Below are 24019 nucleotides of genomic sequence, written 5' to 3'. Positions count from 1 at the left end.
ATGCAGTTCGCTTACACCACCGGATTTACTTGCCGGTCGCCGGCGCACCCGCCGCTGCCGCCTTCTTCGCGGCATTCGCGAAGTCACCCGCGTACACGTGGTACAGCTTGCTTGGGTCGATGTACTTGCGCAATGCGCCATTGACCTGGTCCAGCGTCAATGCCTGGATGGCCGCATCGACATTGCCATAGTACGCCATGGTGCGGTTGGCGCGCAGGTTATAGGTCTGGGTGCCCGCCATGGCATTGTCTTGCGCACGGTTGGTCTCGCGCTGCTGCATCAGCCCCTTTTTCGCATCGTCCAGTTCCTGCGCCGTGATGCCGTCGGCCAGGATGCGCGCCAGTTCTTCCTTGAAGCCCAGCTTGAGCTTGTCGAGGTTTTGCGGCGCATAGATAGCAAACAGCACGACTTTACCGTTCGGTTCAAATGCCGACGCGTTGAACTGGCTGCCGACGCCATAGCTCAGGCCATCCTTCTGGCGCAAACGCGCGTTCAGGCGCGACTGCGCGCCGCCGCCGAGGACACGGTTCACCACCAGCATCGCCGCATAGTCCGGCGCATTGTCCTGCATGGCCACCGGCAGCGCGGCGGCATAGAACGCGTTGGCCTTGTCGGCCGTTTCCAGCTGTTCGACACCCGCCTTGGCGGCCGGGCTTGGATCAGCCAGGCGCGCATACTTCGCCTTGCTGTTCCAGTTGCCGAACACTGCCTTGATTTGCTCTTGCATTTCCGCCGCATCGAAGTCGCCGACCAGCGCCACGCTGCCGTTGTTGGCGCCGTACATGATGTCATAGAACTTCCTGACGTCGGCCAGTTTGGCTTGCTTGTAGGCGTCCACAGCCTCGTCGATGGTCGCCTTGTAACGGATGTCGCCTTTCTTGAACTGGTTGAATGCCGCTTCCAGCACACGCGAACCAATGAATTGCGGCTCGTTGCGGTTCGCTTCCAGCGCGGTCAGGTTCTCGCTGCGCAATTGTTCAAATTCCGCTTGCGGGAACGTGGGCGCGCGCAGCACGTCCTTCAGCAAGGCCAGCAGTTGCGGCAAATTCTTGCGCACCGTGTCGAAATGAATGTAGACGGCTTGGCCGGACTGGTTGATGTGCACCTTGGCTTTCAGCTGGTCGAGCTGGGTGGAAATATCCGAACGGCTCAACTTCCCGGCGCCGCGCATCAGCATGTCCGCCGCCAGGTCCGCGTTGACCTGATTGCCGAACAAGGTCTTTTCATCGCCGAATTCCAGCACGATATTGCCGTTGACGGCATTCGCGCGGGTCTTCTTCGGCACCAGCGCCAGCTTCATGCCGTTGGGCAGCGTGCTGCGCACCGTGCGCTTGTCGATGTTGGCCGGGCTGACGTCGAATACTTCGCCTTCGGCCACGGCGGCGCGGCCCTTGTAGTCCGCCACCAGTTTGGCCACGTCCGGCGTGGCCGGGATCACGGTGCGGTCGACTTCCTTGATCGGCACGTACTGGCCGAAGGTGCGGTTGGTTTCCTTGAAATAGTTCACTGCCGCAGCCTGCACGTCCGCCACCGTCAGCGCTTCGACGCGGTCGCGCCGCAGGAAGAACAGGCGCCAGTCGCCCTTGCAGATCGATTCGGACAGTTGCACGGCCAAGCCTTGCGCGTCATTGATGGTCTTGTCGATTTCCGCCAGCATCGATGCCTTGGCGCGCGCCAGTTCCGCTTCCGTCACAGGCTTTTTGGCGAAGCCTTCGACCTGTTCCAGCAACAGCTTGCGGGCCTCGCCCATCGACTGGGACTTCGACAGCTCGGCCCAGAACAGGATATAACCCGGCTCGGCCAGGTCCAGCGTCCATGAATCCGTGCCGACCGCCTTCTTGGCCTGGACCATGCTCTTGTGCAGGCGGCCATTCGGGGTGTTGCCCAGGATTTCGCCCAGCGCGGCAATCGCAGCGCTGTCGGCATGGGCGCCGGCCGCCGTCGGGTACAGCGCGGCAACCAGGTGCGTATCGCCGATACGCTTGATGGTCAGTTCACGGGCGCCATCGCGCGGCGCATCTTGCGTATAAGTCGGCTCCAGCACGCGCGAAGGCTTGGCGATCGCGCCGAAATGCTTTTCAATCAGCGCCAGGGTTTTCACCGGATCGAACTTGCCCGTGACCACCAGCACGGCATTGTCCGGCTGGTAGTACTTGCGGTAGAACGCGTGCAGGTTGTCGATCTTGACGTTTTCCACGTCGCTGCGGGCGCCGATGGTGTTCTTGCCGTAGTTGTGCCAGTCGTAGGTGACCGCAGTCAATTGCTTCCACAGCACGCGGCGCGGATCATTCTCGCCCATCTCCATTTCATTGCGCACCACCGAAAACTCTTTGTCGAGTTCCGTCTTGGCGATGACGCTGTTGACCATGCGGTCCGCTTCCATCGACAGGGCCCAGGCCAGGTTTTCCTCGGAAGCTGCAAACGTCTCGAAGTAATTGGTGCGGTCCATGAACGTGGTGCCATTGAAGCGCATGCCGCGCTTGCCCAGCTCCTGGAAGATCGGGCCCTGGTTGGTGGTTTCCTTGAACACCATGTGCTCCAGCAAGTGGGCCATGCCCGTCTCGCCATAGTTCTCGTGGCGGCTGCCAACCAGGTACGTGATATTGACGGTGGTGGTGGGCTTGGAATCGTCCGGCGCCAGCAGGATGCGCATGCCGTTGGGCAGCTTGTATTCAGTGATGCCTTCAACCGTGCTCAGCTTGGTTGCCCTGGCGGCTGCGCCAGTGTTGGCGGTAGCGGTGGCGGGCGCCGCCGGTTGCGGCGCAGCGTCGGAAGCCAGCGCCGGGGCGCCGTAAGCGAGGGATATGGCAAGGGTCAGTGCAAGGGGCTGCAAACGCATGGAGTCTCCTGTTTCGGCCTTATGGGCCTGATTAAACGAATGCCGCATGACGCTGCGCTTGTGCAGCATCATGCGGCATCCGATTCAATCACGCGGAAACAGGGATGTCTAGAAAGAAATTATCTAAATTGTAAATATTTCTTACAATGTTTAGAGCAAGACCATATTGTCCCGGTGAATCAGTTCGTGGCCTTCGAGGAAGCCCAGGATCACTTCGATCTCCGCCGAGGGGCGGCGCATGATCTTGCGCGTTTCCGCGCTGGTATAGTTCGACATGCCGCGCGCCACCGCTGCGCCGTCTTCGCCGATGCACGTGATGACGGCGCCACGGCCAAACTCGCCCTTGACGTCGGTCACGCCGATCGGCAGCAGCGACTTGCCCTCGGTTTTCAATTTCTTCACGGCGCCCGCATCCAGCACCACCTGCCCCGCCGTGTGCAGATGATCCGCCATCCACTGCTTGCGGGCCGTCAGGTGGCCCGTTTGCGCCGCCAGTTCGGTGCCGATGGCTTCGCCCTCGGCCAGGCGCAGCAGCACATTGTCTTCGCGGCCAAATGCGATCACCGTGTGCGCGCCGGATTTCGCGGCGCGCTTGGCGGCCAGGATCTTGGTCAGCATGCCGCCACGGCCCAGCGACGAACCGGCGCCGCCCGCCATGGCTTCCAGCGCTTCGTCGCCGGCACGGCCATGGGTGATCAGGTACGCCTGCGGGTCCTTGCGCGGGTCGGCGCTGTACAAGCCACGCTGGTCGGTCAGGATGATCAGCGCATCGGCTTCGATCAGGTTGGCGACCAGCGCGCCCAGCGTATCGTTGTCGCCGAACTTGATTTCATCGGTGACCACCGTGTCGTTCTCGTTAATGATCGGCACCACGCCCATGCGCAGCAAGGTGGTCAGCGTCGAACGCGCATTCAGGTAGCGTTCGCGGTCAGCCAGGTCGGCGTGCGTCAGCAGCACTTGCGCCGTGCCGAGCTGGTGCGCGCGGAAACTGGTTTCATAGATTTGCGCCAGGCCCATCTGGCCAACGGCGGCGCACGCCTGCAATTCATGGATGTCGGTGGGACGCTTGTCGAAGCCCAGGCGCAGCATGCCTTCGGCAATGGCGCCGGACGACACCAGCACGACTTCTTTGCCCAATGCGCGCAGCGACGCGATCTGGGCGGCCCAGCGGGCAATGGCGGCATGGTCCAGGCCACGGCCATCGTTGGTGACCAGCGACGAACCCACCTTGATGATGACGCGGGTGGCTTTCTGTATGACGGAATTCATTTGTGCGGCAGTTCTCTAATCAATCGGCGGCGCATCCGGTATGCCCGCGCGGGGGTTGCCATGCTTGATTCGAAGGGTGGGTGACCCAGCTTGCCGCAGACAATATCGGCCCGCGGATGGCGGGCCGATGCTGTTGTGCGAAAGGCAAATCAGCGCTTAGCGGATTATGCCGGTGTTGCAGAGTGGTGGGAAGATTATTCCAGAACTTTAAAGCGCGGGTCGTTCGGATCGATCGACGAGATACCGCGCGCTTCTTCCGTCATCTGGGTTTCTTCGCTGCGCTGTTCCGCGTGGCGCTTGGCTTCCAGGTGTTTGTAGATTTCGTTGACCAGGTCTTGCGTGCCTTCGTGGCTCAGCGCGGAAATCTGGAACACGGGGCCCTTGTGGCCGAACTTCTTGACGAAGTCTTTCACGCGCTGTTCGCGCTCGTCTTCCGGGATCACGTCCAGCTTGTTCAGCACCAGCCAGCGCGGCTTGTCCGCCAGCGCAGGGTCGTACTTCTTCAATTCCTTGACCAGGGCCTTGGCTTCCTTGACCGGATCGACCGTCGCCTCGAACGGCGCCAGGTCGACGATGTGCAGCAGCAGGCCGGTGCGCGACAAATGGCGCAGGAACTGGTGGCCCAGGCCGGCGCCTTCCGCGGCGCCTTCGATCAGGCCGGGAATATCGGCGATCACGAAACTCTTTTCATGCGACACGCGCACCACGCCCAGGTTCGGGTGCAAGGTGGTGAACGGGTAATCCGCGATTTTCGGACGTGCATTCGACACGGCCGTGATGAAGGTGGACTTGCCCGCGTTCGGCATGCCCAGCAGGCCGACGTCGGCCAGCACTTTCAGTTCCAGGCGCAGTTCGCGGCGCTGGCCTTCGCGGCCTTCGGTTTTCTGGCGCGGCGCACGGTTCGTCGACGTTTTGAAGTGGATGTTGCCCCAGCCGCCCTCGCCGCCCTGCGCCAGCACTTCCATCTGGCCATGTTCGGTCATGTCGGCGATGATGTCGCCATTGACTTCGTCGATGATCAGGGTGCCGACCGGCATGCGCAAGATCATGTCTTCCGCGCCTTTGCCATAGCAGTCCGAGCCGCGGCCCGCTTCGCCATCCTTGGCGCGGTGGACCTTCGAGTAACGGTAGTCGACCAGCGTGTTGACGTTACGGTCTGCCACGGCCCAGATGGTGCCGCCTTTGCCGCCGTCGCCGCCGTCAGGACCGCCGAATGGACGGAACTTTTCCCGGCAGAAGGACGCGCAACCGTTGCCGCCAGAGCCGGCAATCACTTCGATTCGTGCTTCGTCGATAAACTTCATAATATGTGCCGCCTTAAATTAAAAAAGGCCCTACCGATGGCAGAGCCTTTCGATCGAAGGCTTGCGCCTTACTTTGCGACCTTGGGGTGGCTGATTAAGCAGCTACCACGGTCACGTACTGGTGATTGCTCGGGCCTTTGACCACGAACTTCACCTTGCCGTCCACCAGAGCGAACAGGGTGTGATCCTTGCCGGTGCCTACGCCTTCGCCGGCGCGCACTGGGGTGCCACGTTGACGGATGATGATGCCGCCAGCGTTGATCGATTGGCCGCCGTAAACTTTAACGCCCAGGCGTTTTGATTCCGAGTCACGGCCGTTGCGGGTAGTACCGCCGCCTTTTTTGTGTGCCATTTAGATACTCCTAAATATGACTTAATGGTTAAAAAATAGGCAGATTAGCCGTTGATCGAAACGATCTGGATTTCCGTGTAGTTCTGACGGTGACCCTGGTGTTTCTGGTAGTGCTTACGACGACGCATCTTGAAGATACGCACTTTGTCGTGACGACCTTGGGAAACTACTTTCACTTGAACCGTTGCACCTGCGACCAGTGGCGTGCCGAATTTAATGGCTTCGCCCGCGCCTACCGCGAGAACTTGATCGATGGTGAGTTCGGAACCGATGTCAGCAGGTATCTGTTCTACTTTGAGTTTTTCGCCAGCGACAACTTTATACTGTTTGCCACCGGTTTTTATGACCGCGTACATGATTTGAAACCTCATCAAATGTTGAAAAAACCTCTCCGTGCATGGCCAAACAAACTGCATGCAAAGCGATACACAACGGGGAGAACCTGCGATTATACACAGATTGAAAATTTACGTCAAAGACTATTCCAAAATTCCCACCGCCATGGTATGTCGCCAACAGGCCCCCGGAGCCAGACCGCGGACTGCGTGCTCCCCTGATCGCCAGCGGCAACTGGCTTGACGTATAATCGCGGCACTTATTACTAGCCCCTTCAGGTTTGCCTTGTCTGCCGCTACCCAACACGCCAACCAAAACACCATCATCCAGACCATCGCGACCGACATGGAAGCGGTCAATGGGGTGATCCGCCAGCGTTTGCACTCGGACGTGCCGCTGGTAAATCAGATCGCGGAATACATCATCAGCGCTGGCGGCAAGCGCATCCGCCCTGTCCTCGTCCTGCTGATGGCCAATGCCTATTCATACAAAGGCGCGGCCCATCACGAACTGGCCGCCGTGGTGGAATTCATCCACACCGCGACCCTGCTGCACGACGACGTGGTCGATGAATCGTCGCTGCGCCGCGGCCGCGCCACCGCCAACGCACTGTTCGGCAACGCCGCCTCGGTGCTGGTGGGTGACTTCCTGTATTCGCGCGCCTTCCAGATGATGGTGTCGCTCGATTCCATGCGCGTGATGAGCATCCTGTCGGACGCCACCAATGTGATCGCCGAAGGCGAAGTGCTGCAGTTGTTGAATATGCACGATCCGGACGTGACGGAAGAGCGCTACCTGCAGGTGATCCGCTCGAAGACGGCCAAGCTGTTTGAAGCGGCCGCGGAACTGGGCGCGCTGGTGGCCGGCGCCAACGACGACCAGATCGCCGCGGCGGGCGAATATGGCCGCTCACTGGGCACGGCATTCCAGCTGATCGACGACGTCCTCGATTACACGGGCGACGCGGCGGAAATCGGCAAGAACGTGGGCGACGACTTGCGTGAAGGCAAACCAACGTTGCCGCTGATCTGGCTGATGGCGCATGGCACCAGCGAACAGCGCGAGTTGGTGCGCTCGTGCATTGAAAATGGCGACGAACAGCATTTCGATGCGATCCTGTCCGCCATTACCAACAGCGGCGCGCTGGATTACACGCGCCGCGCGGCGGAAGAAGCGGGTGAGCGCGCACTGAACGCCGTGCAGGATCTGCCGGAAAGCGCGTACAAAACCGCGCTGCTGCAACTGGCGCGCTTCGCGCTGGACCGCAACCACTAAGCAGTCCCTTCCCCAGACAACGACGGCGCCGATGGCGCCGTTGGTTTTTCAGAGGATCTCTTTGACGGTTTCCGGCGGACGGCACAGGCGCACGCCCTTGTCCGTCACGACAAAGGGCCGGTTGATCAGCGCCGGATGCGCCATCATGGCGTCCAGCAGCGCATCGTCGGACAGCGACGGGTCTGCCAGGTTCAATTGTTCGTACAAGTCCCCCTTGTCGCGCATGGCGCCACGCGCCGTCAGGCCGGCCGCCTTGATCAGCGCAGCCAGACGTTCGCGGGTCGGCGGGTTGTTCAGGTAATCGATGATTTCCGGCTCGATGCCGGCTTCGCGGATCAGCGCCAGCGCGCCGCGCGAATTACTGCATGCATTGTTGTGGTAGATGGTGATGGCCATGGCAATTCCTGGATGAAGGCCGCCATGCTAGGCGATCCGGGCGGCGCGTGCAAGCCGCATCCCCCCGGTTCCCCCTATAGGTTCAGAAGCGCACGAAGCTGGCGTCGTCCACTTCATCTTCTTCATTGGCCGGGCGCTGCCGTACCTGCGGCCGCACGTTGCGGGCGGCCGCCGCCTGCTTGCGGTACGTGGCGCGGCGCGCTTCGGCGCCATTGACGCGGAAGAACGCCACCGCTTGCTGCAACTGCTCGGCCTGGCCACTCATTTCCTCGGCGGTGGCCGCCAGCTCTTCCGAACTGGATGCGTTTTGCTGCGTGGTCTGGCTCAGTTGCCCGATCGCGGAATTGATTTGCGCCACGCCCGACGATTGCTCTTCCGACGCCGCCGTGATTTCCTGCACCAGATCCGACGTGCGCTTGATCGACGGCACCATCTCGTCGAGCAGCTTGCCGGCTTTTTGCGCCAGGTCGACGCTGCTGCCCGCCACTTCGGAAATTTCCTGCGCCGCCACCTGGCTGCGTTCGGCCAGCTTGCGCACCTCGGCCGCCACCACGGCAAACCCTTTACCGTGCTCGCCGGCGCGGGCCGCTTCGATGGCGGCATTGAGCGCCAGCAAATTGGTTTGATACGCGATGTCGTCAATGATGCTGATCTTTTTCGCGATCTGCGTCATGGCTTCCACCGTCGACTTGACGGCGGAGCCGCCCTCCGCCGCTTCGTGCGCCGCCTTGCCGGCCATGCCATCGGTAACCTTGGCGTTTTCCGTATTTTGCGCAATCGACGCCGTCATTTCCTCGATCGATGCGCTGGTTTCCTCCACGCCGGCCGCCTGTTCCGACGCCGCCTGCGACAGCGATTGCGCCGTGGCGGAAATTTCCTCCGATGCATTGGCCAGCGAGACGGCGCCGCTCGACACTTCCGTCAGCACGGACGCCAGCTTGTCGACCATGGTCTTCATGGCAAACAGCAGGCTGGACTGGTCACCTGGACGCAGTTGCACATCCACCGTCAAATCCCCCTTCGCCACGTCGTTGACAATGCGCGACGCATAGGCGGGTTCGCCGCCGATTTGCGCCAGCAACTTGTCGACCATGACTTTCATCGAATACAGCAGCGACGACTGGTCGCCCTGCGCCAGTTTCACCTCCACGGCGAAATTGCCCTGCGCGACTTCGTGCACGATGCCAGCCGCATAGGCCGGTTCACCGCCCAACTGGCGCAGGATGCCCCGCAAGATCGCATAGCCCAGCGAAATCAGTCCCACCAGCGCAATGAAGGCAAAGATGTACATCAGCAGCAGCGAACGGTTCGACACCTCTTCGGCATGGGCCACCGACGCATCGCTGTTCTTCTGGTTCAGCTCGACCAGCTTGTCGATATCCGCCTCGGCCGCCAGGAATTGCGTACGCAAGTTGAACAGCGCCTTGTGCATGGCCTTGAACAACTCATCGCGCTTGTCTTCCGGCGCCTTGACGATTTCCTCGGCCATCGCATCGATCTTCTGGTCGAGCGCTTTCCACGCATCCCAGTCCTTCATGAATTGCTTCCACAGCGCGGCTTCCTCGCCATCCTGCGGCAGCGCGTCGTAAATCTTCCACGACTTTTCCGCATCCGCCCAGAATTCCTTCTTGCGCTTCAACTGGCGCTCGATTTCATTCATTTCACTGGGATAGGCGGCAATGCTGTCGATCACGCGGTTGGCCGAACGCAGCGAACCCTGCGCATTCTGGATGATCATCAGGTTCAGCACGGACGGCAATTTATCCTTGCCGATATCCCTGAGCGATTCCGCATCCTGCTTCATGCCATAGATGCCGACGCCCATCACCAGCACCAGGGCCGCCAGGCCCACACCGATCAGCAACATCAGCTTGGCGCGCACTGTCATGTTGTTCATCATCTTTCTCCCCTGGGATCACGGCGGCCATCCATCGCGGCCGCTTCGACTTGCAATCAGAACCGCACAAAACTGCCGTCTTCCACCGCCTCATCGTGCATCACCGGACGGTGATTGCTGTTGATGGTCTTACTGTGACCACCGCCGCGTGCCGGCTTGACGGGCGCGACAGGCCGGCGTTGCACATTGCCGGACACGCGGAAGAATGCGACCGCCTGCTGCAACTGCTCGGCCTGGCCGCTCATCTCTTCGGCAGTGGCGGCCAGTTCTTCCGAACTGGACGCGTTTTGCTGGGTGGTCTGGCTCAACTGGCTGATGGCGGAATTGATTTGCGCGACACCCGACGATTGCTCTTCCGAGGCCGCCGTGATTTCCTGCACCAGGTCCGACGTGCGCTTGATCGACGGCACCATTTCATCGAGCAGCTTGCCGGCCTTTTGCGCCAGGTCCACGCTGCTGCTCGCCACTTCGGAAATTTCCTGCGCGGCCACCTGGCTACGTTCCGCCAACTTGCGCACTTCCGCCGCCACCACGGCAAACCCTTTACCGTGTTCACCGGCACGCGCCGCTTCGATGGCGGCGTTCAGCGCCAGCAAATTGGTTTGATAAGCGATGTCGTCAATAATGCTGATCTTTTTCGCGATCTGCGTCATGGCTTCCACCGTGGACTTGACCGCCGCGCCGCCTTCATTGGCTTCCAGCGCCGCCTTGCCCGCCATGCCATCGGTGACTTTGGCGTTTTCCGTGTTTTGCGCAATCGACGCCGTCATTTCCTCGATCGACGCGCTGGTCTCCTCCACGCCCGACGCCTGCTCGGACGCCGCCTGCGACAGCGATTGCGCGGTGGCGGAAATCTCTTCCGACGCATTGGCCAGCGACACGGCGCCGGAACTGACTTCGCTCAGCACGGACGCCAGTTTATCGACCATGTTTTTCATCGCAAACAGCAGGCTGACCTGGTCCCCGGGGCGCAGTTGCACTTGCACCGTCAAGTCACCTTTGGCCACTTCACTGACGATACGGGACGCGTACGCCGGCTCGCCGCCGATCTGCTCCAGCAACTTGTCGACCATGTGCTTCATGGAATACAGCAGCGATGCCTGGTCGCCAGGGCGCAGTTTCACGTCCACCGCGAAATTACCCTGCGCCACCTGCTGCACCACGCCGGCCGCGTACGCCGGTTCGCCGCCGATCTGCGCCAGCAACTGGTCGACCATTTGCTTCATCGAATACAGCAGGCTGCCCTTGTCGCCATCGCGCAGGCGGACATCGATGTCGTAATTTCCTTTGGCCACTTCCTGCACAATGCCGGCCGCATATTTCGGCTCACCACCAATTTGCGCCAGCAAGTTGTCCACCATGGTTTTCATCGAATACAGCAAGCTGGCCTGGTCACCTTCACGCAACTTCACGTCCACCGCGTAATTGCCATGGGCGACTTCTTCCACGACCTTGGCCGCATAAGCCGGTTCGCCGCCCAGCTGGCGCATCAGCGAGCGGATGATGTAGATGCCGATGCCGAGCACCGCCAGCAGCGTCATCAGCCCGATGATCATCGCTTGCGTGGTGGCGTGGGTTTTCGCGGCTGCCGCTTCCTCCGCCGACTTCTTGCCGTTGTCCGCGTTGTACTGGCGGTGCGCTTCAAATGCGTCCCAGACCTTGGCCAGCAGCGCCTGGTTTTGCAAGATCAGGTCGCGTGCGTCATTCGGCTTGCCTGCGCGCGCCTGCGCCATCGCGCGGGCGCGGACAGCTTCATATTCCACGAAGCCAGCCTTGTCGGCCGCCAGCAGCGCCTTGTCCTTGTCGTCGGACACCATGGTACGCTCGTACTCGGCCAGCGCCGACTCCACGCCGCGCGCATTGGTGGCCATCTTGCCTTCCCACTCCGTGATCCTGGCCGGATCGGTCAGCATGATGTATTGCCACAACTGGGTGCGCAGCAGCGCCAGCGACGCAAAGCCCTTGTCCAGCATGAGGATGCTGGGCACGACATTGACGTTGGTGTAATTGGTGGTGGTGTAGACCTTGTCGGTCTGGTACAGGCCGACGCCGGCCAGGGTGCACAGCCCCAGCACGACGGCGCCAATCAGGATGGAAAGACGCTGGACAACAGTCATGGCAACAACTCCTTGTTCACGCAAAACAATGGAAGACCGCGCCCCAGGTGGGCCTGGGGCGGGAGATCGATGTTGCCGCTAGGTTTAGGTTTCCGCGCCGGCGAGGTTCGAGACCCCAGCCATGGCTTCAAGTTCGGAAACGGACAACACCTGGTCGGTATTGAGCAGGATGACGAACTTGCCGTTCACCTTGCCCATGCCCGAGATAAATTCACTACGAATCCGCGCGCCGAATTGGGGCGCTTTTTCAATGTCGGCCGGCGCGATATCGATCACGGCGTTCACGGCATCGACCATGACACCGACGACTTGCTGCTCGCCATCCGCATCGATCTCGACAATCACAATCGCAGTGCGCTTGCCGATCTGTGTCGCGGGACGGCCGAAGCGGGCCGCCAGGTCCATCACCGGCACCACCGCGCCACGCAGGTTGATCACACCACGCACGCATTCCGGCATCAGCGGCACCGTGGTCAGGCCCGAGTACTCGATGATTTCCTTGATCGCCAGGATACCGATGGCGAATACTTCGCCACCCAGCATGAAGGTGAGAAATTGCTGGCTATCTTCCACGGTGGGGGCCATTACGGCGCCACGATTGACTTGGGCTACTGCGGTCATAACATTCTCCTGAATATACAGTCGATTGATGCAGCCAACTCATGCGGCCAACTGAGGCACTTCGGCCGGGTTGCCGGATCCCTGGCCGACAATGGCCGGCACGTCCAGGATCAGCGCCACTTCACCGTTACCAAGGATGGTGGAACCGCTGATGCAGCGTAACTGGCTGAACATGCGGCCCAGCGGTTTGATCACGGTCTGGAATTCGCCTTGCAGGCTGTCGACCACGAGGCCGACGCGGTGGCCCGCATGCTTGACCACCACGATGCTTTCGCGCCGCGGCGGCGGCGTATCGACGCCGAACAGGTCGCGCAGCCGGATGAACGGCAGCACTTGCCCACGCAGGTTCGTATAGTCGTGGCCTGCTTCGGAAGCGAATTCGATGCACTCGTCGATCATGTCGAGCGGCACCACGAAGGTGGACGTGCCCAAGCCGACCAGGAAGCCGTCAATGATGGCGAGGGTCAGCGGCAGGCGCACCGTCACCGTGGTGCCGAGGCCGGGCGCGCTGTCGACCGATACGGTGCCGCGCAACGCCGTGATATTTTTCTTCACCACATCCATGCCGACGCCGCGGCCGGACAGGTTGGTGATCTTTTCCGCCGTCGAGAACCCCGGCTCAAAGATCAGGCCATAAATTTCCGTGTCGGACATCTTGCGGTCCGGCTCGACCAGCCCACGCTCAACGGCCTTGGCAAAGATGCGGTCGCGGTTCAAGCCGCCGCCATCGTCGGACACTTCGATGACGATGCTGCCGGAATCGTGGAATGCGTTCAGGCGCACGGTGCCACGCAGCGGCTTGCCCCGTTCGGCGCGCACTTCCGCCGGTTCGATGCCGTGGTCGATCGCATTGCGCACCAGGTGCGTCAGCGGATCGCCGATTTTTTCCACCACGGTTTTGTCCAGCTCGGTATCTTCGCCGCTGACAGCCAGGCCGATGTCCTTGCCGATTTCCCGCGCCACGTCATGCACGACGCGCTGGAAGCGGTTGAAGGTGGCGCCGATTTTCACCATGCGCAGCTGCAGCGCTGAATCGCGCACCTGCTCCACCAGGTCGGACAACATCGACGTGCATTCCAGCAGTTCGCTGTTGCGCACCTGGCGCGCGATCAAATTGGCCGAGGCGCCAACGATGATCAATTCGCCCACCAGGTTGATCAGCAAATCCAGCTTGTCGGCATCGACACGGATCGAACGGCTTTCCGCCGGCTTGGCGGTTTCCACCGATTGCTTTTGCTTGGTCAGCGCCGCTTCCACGATGGCGGGTTCGGCCGCGCCCTGCCCCACCAGCACAGCACCCAGCGGCGGCGTGGCGGCTGGTGTAGCGCTGGCCTGGGCCTGCGCTTGCAGCGCATTGTCCAGTTCGCGCTGCGTGATACAGCCGCAGCGCACCAGCATTTCGCCCAGCATGGCTTTTTGTTCAGGCAACTCGCGGATCAGGCGCACATACTCATCGATACGGCTGCGCGGCGGCAAGATGCGCAGCGTGCAATTGTCGGCCACGAATTCAAACACGCCTTCGATGGCGGCTTTGTCGGCTTCGGTTTCCAGCGCGATTTCAAAGCCCAGGTAGCAGGTTTCCGGGTCCATCTTGTCCGCCGCCGGAATCGCGTCCGCCAGGGTGACGATGCCGACAATGCGGCCAATCTGCCCCAGGTAGCGAATGAACGACAACGGGTCCATGCCGTCGCGCAGCACGTCGGGACCGAAGCGCAGCGACAAGTGCCACGCATCGCTGGAACCGCCACCGGGTTCGCCGATGCGCTCCACGCCTGGATGCTCGGGTTCCGCCACCAGCGCGCTGGCGGACTGGGCGCCATGACTGGTCTGTTCCGACTCGCCCATGTATGCGCGCAATTGCACCAGCAGCGGTGCGCCGGCGGCTTGCATGTCCGGGTCGGGCTCGGTCTGCCCCGCATCGATCGCATTGATCATGCCGGACAAATGGTCGCAGCACGACAGCAGCAGCACGATCAACTCATCCGTCATGGCCAGCTTGCCGTCCCGCACATCGTCCAGCAAGCTTTCCACCACGTGGGTGAACGCGACGATATGGTCCAGCCCGAACAAGCCTGCCGAGCCCTTGATGGTGTGGGCGGCACGGAAGATCGCGTGGACGGATTCATGGCCGCCCGCCTGCTCGGCATTGAGCAGCGCGTTTTCCATGTCTTCCAGCAGTTCGCGGCTTTCCAGGATAAATGTTTGCAGCGCCAGGTCCAGATCCATCGCATTCCTCCAGAGTCGGGATTACAGCCTGTTCAGGCAGCCCGGGGGCCGATCACCAGGGCGTCGCCAAACCACGCGCCCAGATCCAGCAATTCAAACACTTCCAGCACGGCCGGACTATGGCCGACCAGGCGCAGCTCGCGGTTTTCCGCGCGGGCCGTTTGCTTGGCCAGCATCAGTACCTGCAAGCCCGCACTGTCGACTTCCGTCACGCCCGCCAGGTCCACTTCCAGCACATTGCTGCGCGCCAGTTCGCCTTGCAGCAGCGTCTTCAAATCCGCCGCGCGATAAATGTTGAGTTCGCCGTCGATGGCGACACGGCCCGTGCTCATGGCAGCACCAGTTTCGCCACGGCGCCCAGCAAGACTTCGGGTTTGAACGGCTTGACCACCCACGCCTTGGCGCCAGCGGCCTGGCCTTCCTTCTTCTTGCCTTCCTGGGATTCCGTGGTCAGCATGATCACCGGCGTGAACTTGTAGTTCGGCAGTTGCTTGATTTCTTTGACGAAGGTGATGCCGTCCATGTTCGGCATGTTGACGTCGCACACGACCAGGTTGATTTTTTGCCCGGTGAGCTTGGACAGCGCATCCTTGCCGTCCATCGCTTCAACCACGTCGTAGCCCGCGCCTTTGAGCGCGATGCCGACGACCTGGCGCAGGGAAGCGGAATCGTCGATCACCATGATGGTTTTGGCCATAGTGTATTCCTAGAAAAAGGTGACTTCATCGGAGGCTTTGGCCGTAACCATTTCGCCACGGTGGATGGCGTGCTCCTCCGCCATTGCATACGTTTTTTCCAGCTCGCCCAGCAGCACTTGCGCATCGGGCGCCTGCAATCCGGCGCCGGCTTCATAGTTGCGCCGGTTTTCGTCGAGCACCACTGGCAGCATTTCCATGTTGTGGTGCACGTGCCCCAGCATCTGGCTGACGCGGTCCTGGAATTGCAGTTGTACCAGCGCCTCGCCCACTTCCCCTTTGATGGCCACGCTTTCCTGTTTCAGCAATTCAGACGATTGTGCCATGGCATCCGTGAGGTTGCGGAATTCACGCAACACGTTGTCGATCGTGCCTTCCGAAGATCGCATAGCTTCATCTTCCGCGGCGCTCGATTCGGTCGCGGCATGGCATGCCGACACAATGGCTGTGCTGATTTTGCCGACGCGATCGCTGATGCTGCGGCCGGTCTCTGCCGAGCGATTCGACAGGTGCCGCACTTCCTGCGCCACCACGGCGAAACCGCGTCCGGCCGGACCGGCGCGCGCCGCTTCAATGGCCGCGTTCAGCGCCAGCAAATTAGTCTGCGCGGCAATGCTGGCCACGCCTTCCGCCATGTCGCGCAATTCGCGCGTAAATTGTTCCAGCTCGCGGATCCGCGCCAGCATCGCGTGCTTGGATTGCAGCGCCGCTTTCATGGTGGCGACCACTTCGCCCAGCTGGGATTCACTGTGGGAAAACACTTGCGACAACGACGCTTCGCCGTGGTCGGTCGCGCTCGACAAATGCAGCGCCGCATCGAGCTTGTCGACGATGCCGGAAAAGCGCGTGGCCAGTTCCGCCACCGCGTCTTCCATCTGGCTGCGTGACGATTCGATATGGCGGCACCACACCGGCGTCACCGCTTCACTGAACGCCTGGCGTTGTTCGAGATAAGCCGGAATATCGTCGCGCCCCGCCGGCGCCGACACGCCCAGCTGTAGCCACGCGGCCACGCCGACACCGATGAATGCGAGGGCCCCCAACATCCCCAGCCAACCTGCGCCGGGCCAGAACAGCGCCATCAAAGCGCCTGCGATTGCGAGAGCGGCCGGGTAAAGACGGCCGCCAGAACTGTCCAGAAGTGAGCTCAATGGGAATCTTCTTTCGTAGGGTAAGAACCTTCTGACGCTGCCAGTTCATTCTACTCAAAAAGAAATTGGCGGTTTGCAATATCGACTGTCCTGTCCATAAAAAGCCACGGCTTGTTAAATCGAAGTGAGGGGGTGCGCTGGCTGAGCAACAATTAACACTGTCAACTTGCCAACGAAAATCAGTTTTGCTTACAATGTGCATCCATGAGCCTATGTACACCGTCGGGGTGTAGCTTAGCCCGGTAGAGCGCTACGTTCGGGACGTAGAGGCCGGAGGTTCGAATCCTCTCACCCCGACCATCAGGCCCAATCAACCCAACGCGCGCTTGCGGAGACGCTGTAGAGTCTCCTCGAAAACATCGGTTCGATCGAAAGCACGCGCCAAGACCAGGGCACCCTGGATTCCCCCCACGACTTCGTGTGACAAGGCGGCGGCCTCCTTCGGTTCGCGCCCAATGCGCACCAGTGCGGCGGCAAGCGCATCAATCCAGGCGGCAAAATAATCGCGGACCCTGGCGGCAAATCGGTCGCGCTCATTTCCAAGCGCGAATACGCCGACCAGGCAGACCCTGCGGCCAGAGCGGAAATAGCGCCCGACTTCGTCGAACATGGCGTTGATACCTTCGTGAGGATCCGCATGTGCGCTGAGCGATTCAAACACGTTTCGTTTGAACCACGCATCAACGTGGGCCAACACGGCTTCAGCCATTTCCTCCTTGCCGCCCGGGAAAAAGTGGTAAATGCTGCCCTTCCCCAGTTTCGTGCCTTCCGTGATCCGGGCCAGGCTGGCGCCTTCGAAACCATAGGTGCGGAAAACTTCCGCCAACAGCGGGACCACATCCTCCCGTTCCGCAACGATTCTTGCCATGTCGCTTCCTTAAAAACCAAAATCACTCAGGCCCGGGTGATCAGCGGGACGAGGGCCGCTCGCATCCCAGAAGAACTTGCGGTCTTCCGCCTTGATCGGATGTTCGTTGATGCTGGCGTGACGGTGGTGCATCAAGCCACGCTCGTCGAATTCCCAGTTCTCATTGCCGTAAGCACGATACCACTGGCCCGAATCGTCGTGGTATTCGTAGGCGAAGCGCACGGCAATGCGGGCGCCGTCGAAAGCCCACAACTCCTTGATCAGGCGATAGTCGAGTTCGCGCGTCCATTTGCGCTTGAGCAGTCCAACAATGGCTTCGCGGCCCTGCACGAATTCGCCACGATTGCGCCACCAGCTGTCTTCGGTATAGGCAAGCGCGACCTTTTCAGCATCGCGCGTATTCCAGCCGTTTTCAGCCAGGCGTACTTTCTCGATTGCGGTTTCACGGGTAAAGGGTGGCAGTGGTGGACGGGTAGACATCGCATTCTCCTCTTGTGTACCCATCGGAACACAATGTACCGATCGGTACAGAAACTATAAGACGATCGCATGCTGATTGCAAGAACTTTTCCGCCGATTCAATCGCGCCGACCTGTTGTAAATGTTTCGATATAATAATTTCATGCAAAATAAGCAACTACGAAATCGAGGCGCAATGCGAGCAGATGCAGCAAGGACGGCGGAATGAACTTCGAGGATTTGACGCACATCGTGACTGGCTTGTCCGAGGTGAATCGCCCTATCCGGTTGCGGCTGTCTGGGGAAGATGGCGTGCTCGATGACGTGCTGATGGTAAAGCGTGTCACCGGACATGAAACACTGTGCGGTGGCCTCGAATACCGGTTGCTGTGCGTATCGGCGCGCGCCGACCTTCCGTTGAAGGAATTCATGGCGCTGCCGGCCGAACTGCAATTCGTCACCGACAGCGGCGACCTGCGCGCCGTGTGCGGCATCGTTGCGCAAGCGGCGGCCGGCCAGAGCGATGGCGGCCTGGCCACGTACCAGCTGGTCCTTCGCGATGCGCTGGCGCTGATGGAACAGCGTACCAATACCCGCGTCTTCCGCAATCAGAACGAGCTGGAAATCACCGAGACCATCGTGAGCGAGTGGCGCCAGCACAATCCCGTGCTGGCCAAGGCATTCGACGCCGACTGGTCGCATGTGACGGGAACCTATCCGCCACGCGAATTCACCATGCAGCACAATGAATCCGATGCCGGCTTCCTGCGCCGCTTATGGAAGCGGCGCGGCATTGCATGGTTCATGCGGCCGGGGCAAGCCAGCGAACCCAACAGTTCCGACACGCCGGCCCATGCGCTGGTGTTGTTCGACGATGGTTTTACGCTGCCGCGGAACGCCGCAGGTACGGTCCGCTACCACCGGGACAGCGGCACCGAACAGCGGGACAGCATTACCGCCTGGAGTCCCGTGCGCGTGCTCAAGCCAGGCGCCGTAACGCGGCACAGCTGGGATTACCTGCAAGGCCAGCCGATGACCAGCGAGGTGCCGGCCCTGATGGACCAGGGAACCATGGGCAACCTGTTTGCCGCCAGCCTGGACGATTACCAGATCGACATGCCGCATGCCGGCGATGATGGCGACGATTACCGCACGCTGGGCCAGTTGCGCATGAAACGCCATGAATACGAATCCAAGTGTTTTGTCGGCGAAGGCAGCGTGCGCACGCTGTGTGTCGGGCAATGGATCGGCCTGGCCGGCCATCCCGAAATCGATACCCACCCTGGCCAGGAACGCGAATTTGTCATCACGCGGCTGGAGGTCGATGCGGAAAACAATTTGCCCAAGGCGCTCGACGACCGCATCCGGCGCCTGTTTGAGCTCAGCCGGTGGGACGATGCGCCGGCCGCCAACGTGCTGAAACAAGCCAGCGACGAGCGCGGCATGCGCTACACCAATCGTTTTTCGTGCGTCCGCCGCGGCGTCCCGATCGTCCCCGCGTTTGATCCCCGTACCGACCTGCCGCAGCCGCGCCTGCAAAGCGCGCTGGTGGTCGGTCCGGCCGGCGAAGAAGTGCACTGCGACGCATATGGACGGGTCAAGGTACGCTTTCCCGGCACGCGGGCGCAAGACCATCGCCATGCCCAGGACGCGGGCGCCAGCGACAGCGACCGCGACTCCGCCTGGGTACGGGTCGCCAGCACATGGGCCGGCAATCAATGGGGCACGATTACCCTGCCCCGCGTGGGCGACGAAGTCATCGTGGACTTCCTTGGCGGCGATCCCGACAAGCCCATCATCGTATCGCAGGTCTATGGCGGCAAAGCGCCGCCTCCGACGTTCAGCCATGCCGGCGCCCTGCCTGGAAACAAGTACCTGGCGGGCATGAAGAGCAAGGAAGTGCACGGGAACCGCTACAACCAGCTGCGGTTCGACGACACGCCGGCACAGATCAATGCGCAATTATCTTCGCAGCACGGCCACAGTGAATTGAACCTGGGCTGGCTGACGCATCCGCGCAGCGAAGGCCGGGGCCAGGCGCGTGGCGAAGGGGCGGAACTACGCAGCGACGGCGCCGTTGCCGTGCGCGGCGGGCAAGGCGTGCTGATCAGCGCAGACGCGCGCCCGCAAGCAAGCGGCAAGCAACTTGATCGCGCCGAGCTGATGGGCTTGGCCGAAGCGCTGCAAGGCGTGCAGAAACAATTATCAGAGCTGTCCGTTAAACACTTGGCCGACGACACTGACGACCAGGCGCTCAGCCAACTGATCGGCTATTTGCGGCAGTGGGACGCGGGCGCCAATGCCGGCGAGGCAAGCGCCACCGACGGCGGAAAACCTGTCATGGCGCTGTCCGCCCCGGCCGGGATTGCCGTCACCAGCCAGGAAAACATCGCGATCGGTGCGCAAACCCATGTCGACCTGGTCAGTATCGGCAACACGCAGCTGTCGGTCGGCAAAAAACTGAAGGCGCGGGTCTCGGAAGGCATCAGCCTGTTTGCCCACACGCTCGGCATCAAACTGATCGCCGCCAGTGGCAAGCTCGACATACAAACCCACGGCGGCGACATCGAGGTCACGTCCGCCAAACGCATCGTGCTCTCTGCCGCCGATGAAATCGTGCTGCAAGCGCCAAAAGTGCGTGTGGTGGCGCAAGGCGCGCAAGTCGACCTGGGCGGCGGCGCCATCACCCAGCAAAGCAGCGGCGCGCACACCATCAAATCCTCGAAATTCGCGCATCTCGGCCCGGGCGGCGGCAACGTGCCGGGGCTGGAGCTGCCGACCAGCGCCATGCAGACCGACGAGAAATTCATCCTGGCGCGCCGGGGCAGCGGCCGTCCCCACGCGAATCAGCGCTACCGGATCGAACTGGATGATGGCCGCACCATTGAAGGCGTGACGAACCAGCAGGGACACACGGAATTGACACAAGACATGGCGCTGAGGATCGCGCGCCTGACGCTGTTAAAAGAGTAAAGCATGAGCGACACGGAAACAATTACCGCCCCTGCGGCGGAAGCCACCCGCCTCGTGGGCATGGGCTGGAATGAACACGGCAATGAAACGGCGCAGTCCGCCCTCACCAGCACCAACCTGAAGGTGCGCGCATTGTGCCTGACCGCACCGGACCTGGTGGTGCCGCTCTTGTTTGTGCCGGGCATCATGGGAACGCGGCTGAAGATCAAAAACCGCGACAAGGGCTCCGCATGGTTTCCTCCGGAAGGAAAATGGGACGCCATCGTGCTGCTGCTGAAGCATCTGAACAAATCCGCCGCGGAACGGCAAAAGCTGCTGGATCCCAACAATACCGAGGTTGACGACAATGGCCCGGCACATCCGGATGAGTCCAGCAAGGCGCTGCTGGCGATCGCCGAGGGCAAGACCGACGCCGAACGCGCCAAGTGGCGTGGCTGGGGCCAGGTGTACGGCGCCAGCTACGGCGGGATTCTTTCCTTGCTGGAGAACACACTGGCATTGATATTCGACCCGGCCAGTCAGGGAACGCAACTGTCCACCACCTGGTCCACGTTAGTCATGGCGCAGCAGGACGCCGCCAAACTCGGCGCGCAAAAGCCCTTTGCGCCATTGGAGGAAACCCAGTTGCGCAATGCGGCCGATGTGCTGTACCCGGTGCACGGAGTCGGCTACAACTGGCTGCAAAGTAACAAGAATTCCGGCGAACGGCTGGCGCGGGAAATCGAACGGATTACCGCCCATTACCGCAGCAAAGGGAAGACCTGCGATAAAGTCATCATCGTCACGCACAGCATGGGCGGGCTAGTGGGACGCGCGTGCGCGCAAGTGCCCGGCATGGCCGACCGCATTCTCGGCATCGTGCACGGCGTCATGCCCGCAATCGGCGCACCGGCAACGTACAAGCGCATCCGTGCCGGCTTCGAAGGCGCCGAACAAGTCATCCTGGGACGCAACGCCGCCGACTGCACGGCCGTCATGGCGAACGCGCCGGGACCGCTGGAACTGCTCCCCACGGCGCAGTACAAAACAAAAACCGGCCAGGGAACCCGCCACTGGTTACGCGCCAGCTATACGGCTATGAATTCGGAAGGCCAGCAGCAGGAGCAGGACGTGTTGCTGGGCGATGGCGATCCTTATGCGGATATTTATTTGAACAATAGCGAGAGCTGGTGGAAGTTGGTGAAGGAGGAGTTGATTGATCCGGCGGCGCGGGCGGAGCGGGAGAAGGCGAAGCGGGAGGGGAAGGAAGTTGTTGAGGAAAATAGAAAGCAATCTGATTTCAAGAAATTTAAGAGAAATATGGATGTGGCCAACGAGCTTCATGATTTGATTCAGGATAAATATCACGCCAACACCTACGCATACTACGCAGCCGACCCTAAGCAACAAGCTTGGAATGAAGTTCACTGGAAGAGCGATGAAGCGATTGGCGGTGACATCAAAGCGGCCCTTCTGAGCGACGATGATTCCAACGGCACAGTGAAGCTAACCGTTGTCGAAACGGGTTCGGACAAGTTACGTGTTCAACCGCACCAAGAACCAATCCACAGCACACCTGACTCATTTATTGAACCCAATGTCGTCCAGGTTAACGGGCGGTTAAATCGATCTTTTGAGGAAAAGAGCAAGTATCGTTTCCAAATTCAAAAGGCGAAAGGCCCGGGTGACGGCACGGTACCTGAGGAGTCCGGCTCGGCGCCTACTCCTCATGTGGTCCAGATCTTCCGACACGAAGGCAAGGATAAAGGACATGAGAGCTACGACCACCAGAACTCGTACAACGCAAAAATCGCCCAGGCGGCGACGCTATACTCCATCGTTAAAATCGTAGCTGAATCAGATTGGCTGCAACAAAATTTATCAAGAACATGAAACCGTATTGCTCGCTGCCTACCGCGCTCACAGCCCTGACGCTGGGATTGAGTGCCTGCGTTGCAGCCCCCAATCATTCCGGATTACCGACTATGACGAATCACATTGCCCAAATCGCGACTTCTGCAACCATATCGACGTTTTGCGTGGGACGCTTTCTGATTGAAGCTCCGTCAGGTTCCAAGCTTAGCGGAGGAAACTACAAATACGACTTCGCCTCCATCGCTCCCTCCAAGCCGATGGCCTTCGAGGAATTTGAGAAAGAAGTGGCAAAACACGAATCGAAGTTGAACTCGGCCAGAAACAATCGCACAAAACAAAGCATGTTGCTGCGATCGGTTCAACCAGATAAGAACACCAGGATATTAGCTTCCTGGGAAGTAGAAGCCAGCACCGCTCAGATCAAGATTTCTGGTTATCGTTGGATCGATAGCAGTCAATTCCTATTGGAAGACATTGTTGACGACGACAAGCGAGATTTGGGAATTGAGGGCATGCGTGACACACTCTTACATCTCCGCCCCCGCGCTGACACAGAAATCCCCACCGACCCCGGCTACTGCTTCGCCGGCGGTTTCATCGCCAACCCGCGCTGGCGCAATGAAGAGGCCGGAGTCGACATCGATATCGCCGGCCACCCCGATGCCTTCGTGTCGGTCTGGATCTATCCACTCGCCAGCCACAAGAAAGACAGGCCGCTGCTGGAGCGCATGGGCGGGATCGCGCAGGCGCTCGGCAATCTCGCCACGTCGGTCCATGTGCTGCGCAAAGGGGACCGCCAGATCGGCCCGTACAAAGGCCAGGAACACCTGGCGTCCGCACCGAACAGCGGCGGCATGCGCGGCCATGCCTTCGTCTGGGAAACGCAGGGCGATGGCACGCTGGATACGCCGGCCATCAAGATCGAACTGACCACCGGTCACCAGGACAGCAATGGCAATCCGCAGCAAACCACGCTGACCGACCAGCAAGCCATCAAGCTGTGGGACGACATTCTCAATTCGTTCCGCCTGCGGCCGACCGGCCCCGTCAAAACCAGCGCATTGGCGCCCGAACCACAACCGCTGCTTCCGCTCGGCGAACTGGTCGCGACCGGCCGCGCGTGCCCGCAGACCGGATGGTGGCAGACAGTCGAGGCCGGAGAAATAGCGGGCGGCCGCCGGAAGCGCTTTACAGCTGGCGACCAAATGCCCGACGTCGTGTTGCTTGGTGCATCGTCCGTGTGGCAAAAACTCAAAGGCGAACGGCCATCCCACCGCACAGCGACACTATGGAAACTGGTCGACTACGACGAGGCCGACACAAATCCGGCCGTGGCCAAGGCTGGCCATAACGTGAACGCGGATGCGCGCCGCGACGGATAACGCAA

19 protein-coding genes and 1 tRNA gene are annotated in these 24019 nt (G+C 60.8%); 5 read left to right on the top strand and 15 right to left on the bottom strand.

The annotated features are described in order from the left end of the window. Nucleotides 1-25 precede the first annotated feature (25 nt). The 5 genes from GJ700_RS26720 to rplU all read right to left on the bottom strand — a co-directional run bounded on the left by GJ700_RS26720 (nt 26) and on the right by rplU (nt 6120). On the bottom strand, nt 26-2839 hold the full coding sequence (locus tag GJ700_RS26720) for a M16 family metallopeptidase (protein ID WP_154379730.1): 2814 nt from the start codon (nt 2837-2839) through the stop codon (nt 26-28). Nucleotides 2840-2989: 150 nt separating this feature from the next. Next, nucleotides 2990-4108 (bottom strand): glutamate 5-kinase, encoded by a 1119-nt coding sequence (gene proB / locus GJ700_RS26715; RefSeq protein ID WP_154379728.1) that lies wholly within the window; start codon nt 4106-4108, stop codon nt 2990-2992. A gap of 194 nt (nt 4109-4302) precedes the next feature. Then, entirely contained in the window at nt 4303-5412 is a 1110-nt protein-coding gene (obgE, locus tag GJ700_RS26710; RefSeq protein WP_154379726.1) for a GTPase ObgE, read from the bottom strand. A gap of 94 nt (nt 5413-5506) precedes the next feature. Then, nucleotides 5507-5764: a 50S ribosomal protein L27 gene (gene rpmA / locus GJ700_RS26705; RefSeq protein ID WP_154379724.1), complete on the bottom strand. Its 258-nt coding sequence runs from the start codon at nt 5762-5764 to the stop codon at nt 5507-5509. A gap of 44 nt (nt 5765-5808) precedes the next feature. Then, complete coding sequence (rplU, locus tag GJ700_RS26700; RefSeq protein WP_154379722.1) at nt 5809-6120, bottom strand: 50S ribosomal protein L21; 312 nt, start codon at nt 6118-6120, stop codon at nt 5809-5811. 325 nt (nt 6121-6445) lie between these two features. Here rplU and ispB point away from each other — a divergent pair, with 325 nt between their 5' ends. Continuing rightward, nucleotides 6446-7375 carry an octaprenyl diphosphate synthase gene (gene ispB / locus GJ700_RS26695; RefSeq protein WP_371868150.1) on the top strand — a complete coding sequence of 310 codons (930 nt, stop codon included), beginning with the start codon at nt 6446-6448 and terminating at the stop codon, nt 7373-7375. 48 nt (nt 7376-7423) lie between these two features. Here ispB and arsC read toward each other — a convergent pair whose 3' ends face one another. The 8 genes from arsC to GJ700_RS26655 form a co-directional block, all read right to left on the bottom strand. Then, nucleotides 7424-7771 carry an arsenate reductase (glutaredoxin) gene (gene arsC, locus GJ700_RS26690; protein ID WP_154379718.1) on the bottom strand — a complete coding sequence of 116 codons (348 nt, stop codon included), beginning with the start codon at nt 7769-7771 and terminating at the stop codon, nt 7424-7426. A gap of 82 nt (nt 7772-7853) precedes the next feature. Then, nucleotides 7854-9671, bottom strand: coding sequence for a HAMP domain-containing methyl-accepting chemotaxis protein (locus GJ700_RS26685; protein WP_154379716.1), 1818 nt, complete (start codon nt 9669-9671; stop codon nt 7854-7856). 53 nt (nt 9672-9724) lie between these two features. Next, a complete protein-coding gene (locus GJ700_RS26680; protein WP_154379714.1) occupies nt 9725-11785 on the bottom strand; it encodes a HAMP domain-containing methyl-accepting chemotaxis protein in 2061 nt (686 codons plus the stop codon). Between the two features lie 84 nt (nt 11786-11869). Continuing rightward, entirely contained in the window at nt 11870-12406 is a 537-nt protein-coding gene (locus tag GJ700_RS26675; protein WP_154379712.1) for a chemotaxis protein CheW, read from the bottom strand. A 39-nt stretch (nt 12407-12445) separates the two neighbouring features. After that, nucleotides 12446-14632, bottom strand: coding sequence for a chemotaxis protein CheA (locus tag GJ700_RS26670; RefSeq protein ID WP_154379710.1), 2187 nt, complete (start codon nt 14630-14632; stop codon nt 12446-12448). Between the two features lie 32 nt (nt 14633-14664). Beyond that, the gene (locus GJ700_RS26665) at nt 14665-14964 is read right to left on the bottom strand and encodes an STAS domain-containing protein (RefSeq protein ID WP_154379708.1); all 300 of its coding nucleotides are present in this window, start codon (nt 14962-14964) and stop codon (nt 14665-14667) included. Further along, the gene (locus GJ700_RS26660; protein WP_154379706.1) at nt 14961-15329 is read right to left on the bottom strand and encodes a response regulator; all 369 of its coding nucleotides are present in this window, start codon (nt 15327-15329) and stop codon (nt 14961-14963) included. Before GJ700_RS26660 ends, GJ700_RS26665 begins: the two co-directional genes overlap by 4 nt. A gap of 9 nt (nt 15330-15338) precedes the next feature. Continuing rightward, on the bottom strand, nt 15339-16409 hold the full coding sequence (locus tag GJ700_RS26655; protein WP_154379704.1) for a methyl-accepting chemotaxis protein: 1071 nt from the start codon (nt 16407-16409) through the stop codon (nt 15339-15341). Between the two features lie 292 nt (nt 16410-16701). Between GJ700_RS26655 and GJ700_RS26650 the strand changes: the two genes are divergently transcribed. Further along, nucleotides 16702-16778, top strand: a tRNA-Pro gene (locus GJ700_RS26650). Between the two features lie 10 nt (nt 16779-16788). Here GJ700_RS26650 and GJ700_RS26645 read toward each other — a convergent pair. Both GJ700_RS26645 and GJ700_RS26640 read right to left on the bottom strand, forming a co-directional pair. After that, the gene (locus GJ700_RS26645; protein WP_154379702.1) at nt 16789-17346 is read right to left on the bottom strand and encodes a TetR/AcrR family transcriptional regulator; all 558 of its coding nucleotides are present in this window, start codon (nt 17344-17346) and stop codon (nt 16789-16791) included. Nucleotides 17347-17355: 9 nt separating this feature from the next. Further along, nucleotides 17356-17826: a nuclear transport factor 2 family protein gene (locus GJ700_RS26640; RefSeq protein WP_154379700.1), complete on the bottom strand. Its 471-nt coding sequence runs from the start codon at nt 17824-17826 to the stop codon at nt 17356-17358. Nucleotides 17827-18030: 204 nt separating this feature from the next. Here GJ700_RS26640 and GJ700_RS26635 point away from each other — a divergent pair, with 204 nt between their 5' ends. The 3 genes from GJ700_RS26635 (at nt 18031) to GJ700_RS26625 (ending at nt 24014) form a co-directional block, all read left to right on the top strand. Then, complete coding sequence (locus GJ700_RS26635) at nt 18031-20778, top strand: type VI secretion system Vgr family protein (RefSeq protein WP_154379698.1); 2748 nt, start codon at nt 18031-18033, stop codon at nt 20776-20778. Between the two features lie 3 nt (nt 20779-20781). Beyond that, nucleotides 20782-22650: a lipase family alpha/beta hydrolase gene (locus GJ700_RS26630; protein WP_154379696.1), complete on the top strand. Its 1869-nt coding sequence runs from the start codon at nt 20782-20784 to the stop codon at nt 22648-22650. Nucleotides 22651-22742: 92 nt separating this feature from the next. Further along, a complete protein-coding gene (locus tag GJ700_RS26625; RefSeq protein ID WP_229507264.1) occupies nt 22743-24014 on the top strand; it encodes a T6SS immunity protein Tli4 family protein in 1272 nt (423 codons plus the stop codon). Nucleotides 24015-24019 lie beyond the last annotated feature (5 nt).

This window comes from Pseudoduganella rivuli (genome assembly GCF_009674485.1).
Taxonomy (GTDB): domain Bacteria; phylum Pseudomonadota; class Gammaproteobacteria; order Burkholderiales; family Burkholderiaceae_D; genus Rugamonas; species Rugamonas rivuli_B.
The sequence above is the reverse complement of the archived record's forward strand: the minus strand, read 5'-3'. Positions and strand labels throughout refer to the sequence as shown.

Excerpts from the sequence above, each read along its gene's own strand:
- GJ700_RS26645 (WP_154379702.1), bottom strand. The coding sequence starts at position 17,346 with ATGGCAAGAATCGTTGCGGAACGGGAGGATGTGGTCCCGCTGTTGGCG.
- GJ700_RS26665 (WP_154379708.1), bottom strand. The coding sequence starts at position 14,964 with ATGAGCACGGGCCGTGTCGCCATCGACGGCGAACTCAACATTTATCGC.
- ispB (WP_371868150.1), top strand. The coding sequence starts at position 6,446 with ATGGAAGCGGTCAATGGGGTGATCCGCCAGCGTTTGCACTCGGACGTG.
- GJ700_RS26655 (WP_154379704.1), bottom strand. The coding sequence starts at position 16,409 with ATGGCGCTGTTCTGGCCCGGCGCAGGTTGGCTGGGGATGTTGGGGGCC.
- GJ700_RS26685 (WP_154379716.1), bottom strand. The coding sequence starts at position 9,671 with ATGATGAACAACATGACAGTGCGCGCCAAGCTGATGTTGCTGATCGGT.
- GJ700_RS26670 (WP_154379710.1), bottom strand. The coding sequence starts at position 14,632 with ATGGATCTGGACCTGGCGCTGCAAACATTTATCCTGGAAAGCCGCGAA.
- rpmA (WP_154379724.1), bottom strand. The coding sequence starts at position 5,764 with ATGGCACACAAAAAAGGCGGCGGTACTACCCGCAACGGCCGTGACTCG.
- GJ700_RS26640 (WP_154379700.1), bottom strand. The coding sequence starts at position 17,826 with ATGTCTACCCGTCCACCACTGCCACCCTTTACCCGTGAAACCGCAATC.
- GJ700_RS26720 (WP_154379730.1), bottom strand. The coding sequence starts at position 2,839 with ATGCGTTTGCAGCCCCTTGCACTGACCCTTGCCATATCCCTCGCTTAC.
- rplU (WP_154379722.1), bottom strand. The coding sequence starts at position 6,120 with ATGTACGCGGTCATAAAAACCGGTGGCAAACAGTATAAAGTTGTCGCT.
- GJ700_RS26680 (WP_154379714.1), bottom strand. The coding sequence starts at position 11,785 with ATGACTGTTGTCCAGCGTCTTTCCATCCTGATTGGCGCCGTCGTGCTG.
- GJ700_RS26635 (WP_154379698.1), top strand. The coding sequence starts at position 18,031 with ATGAACTTCGAGGATTTGACGCACATCGTGACTGGCTTGTCCGAGGTG.
- GJ700_RS26660 (WP_154379706.1), bottom strand. The coding sequence starts at position 15,329 with ATGGCCAAAACCATCATGGTGATCGACGATTCCGCTTCCCTGCGCCAG.
- GJ700_RS26675 (WP_154379712.1), bottom strand. The coding sequence starts at position 12,406 with ATGACCGCAGTAGCCCAAGTCAATCGTGGCGCCGTAATGGCCCCCACC.
- arsC (WP_154379718.1), bottom strand. The coding sequence starts at position 7,771 with ATGGCCATCACCATCTACCACAACAATGCATGCAGTAATTCGCGCGGC.
- GJ700_RS26625 (WP_229507264.1), top strand. The coding sequence starts at position 22,743 with ATGACGAATCACATTGCCCAAATCGCGACTTCTGCAACCATATCGACG.
- obgE (WP_154379726.1), bottom strand. The coding sequence starts at position 5,412 with ATGAAGTTTATCGACGAAGCACGAATCGAAGTGATTGCCGGCTCTGGC.
- GJ700_RS26630 (WP_154379696.1), top strand. The coding sequence starts at position 20,782 with ATGAGCGACACGGAAACAATTACCGCCCCTGCGGCGGAAGCCACCCGC.
- proB (WP_154379728.1), bottom strand. The coding sequence starts at position 4,108 with ATGAATTCCGTCATACAGAAAGCCACCCGCGTCATCATCAAGGTGGGT.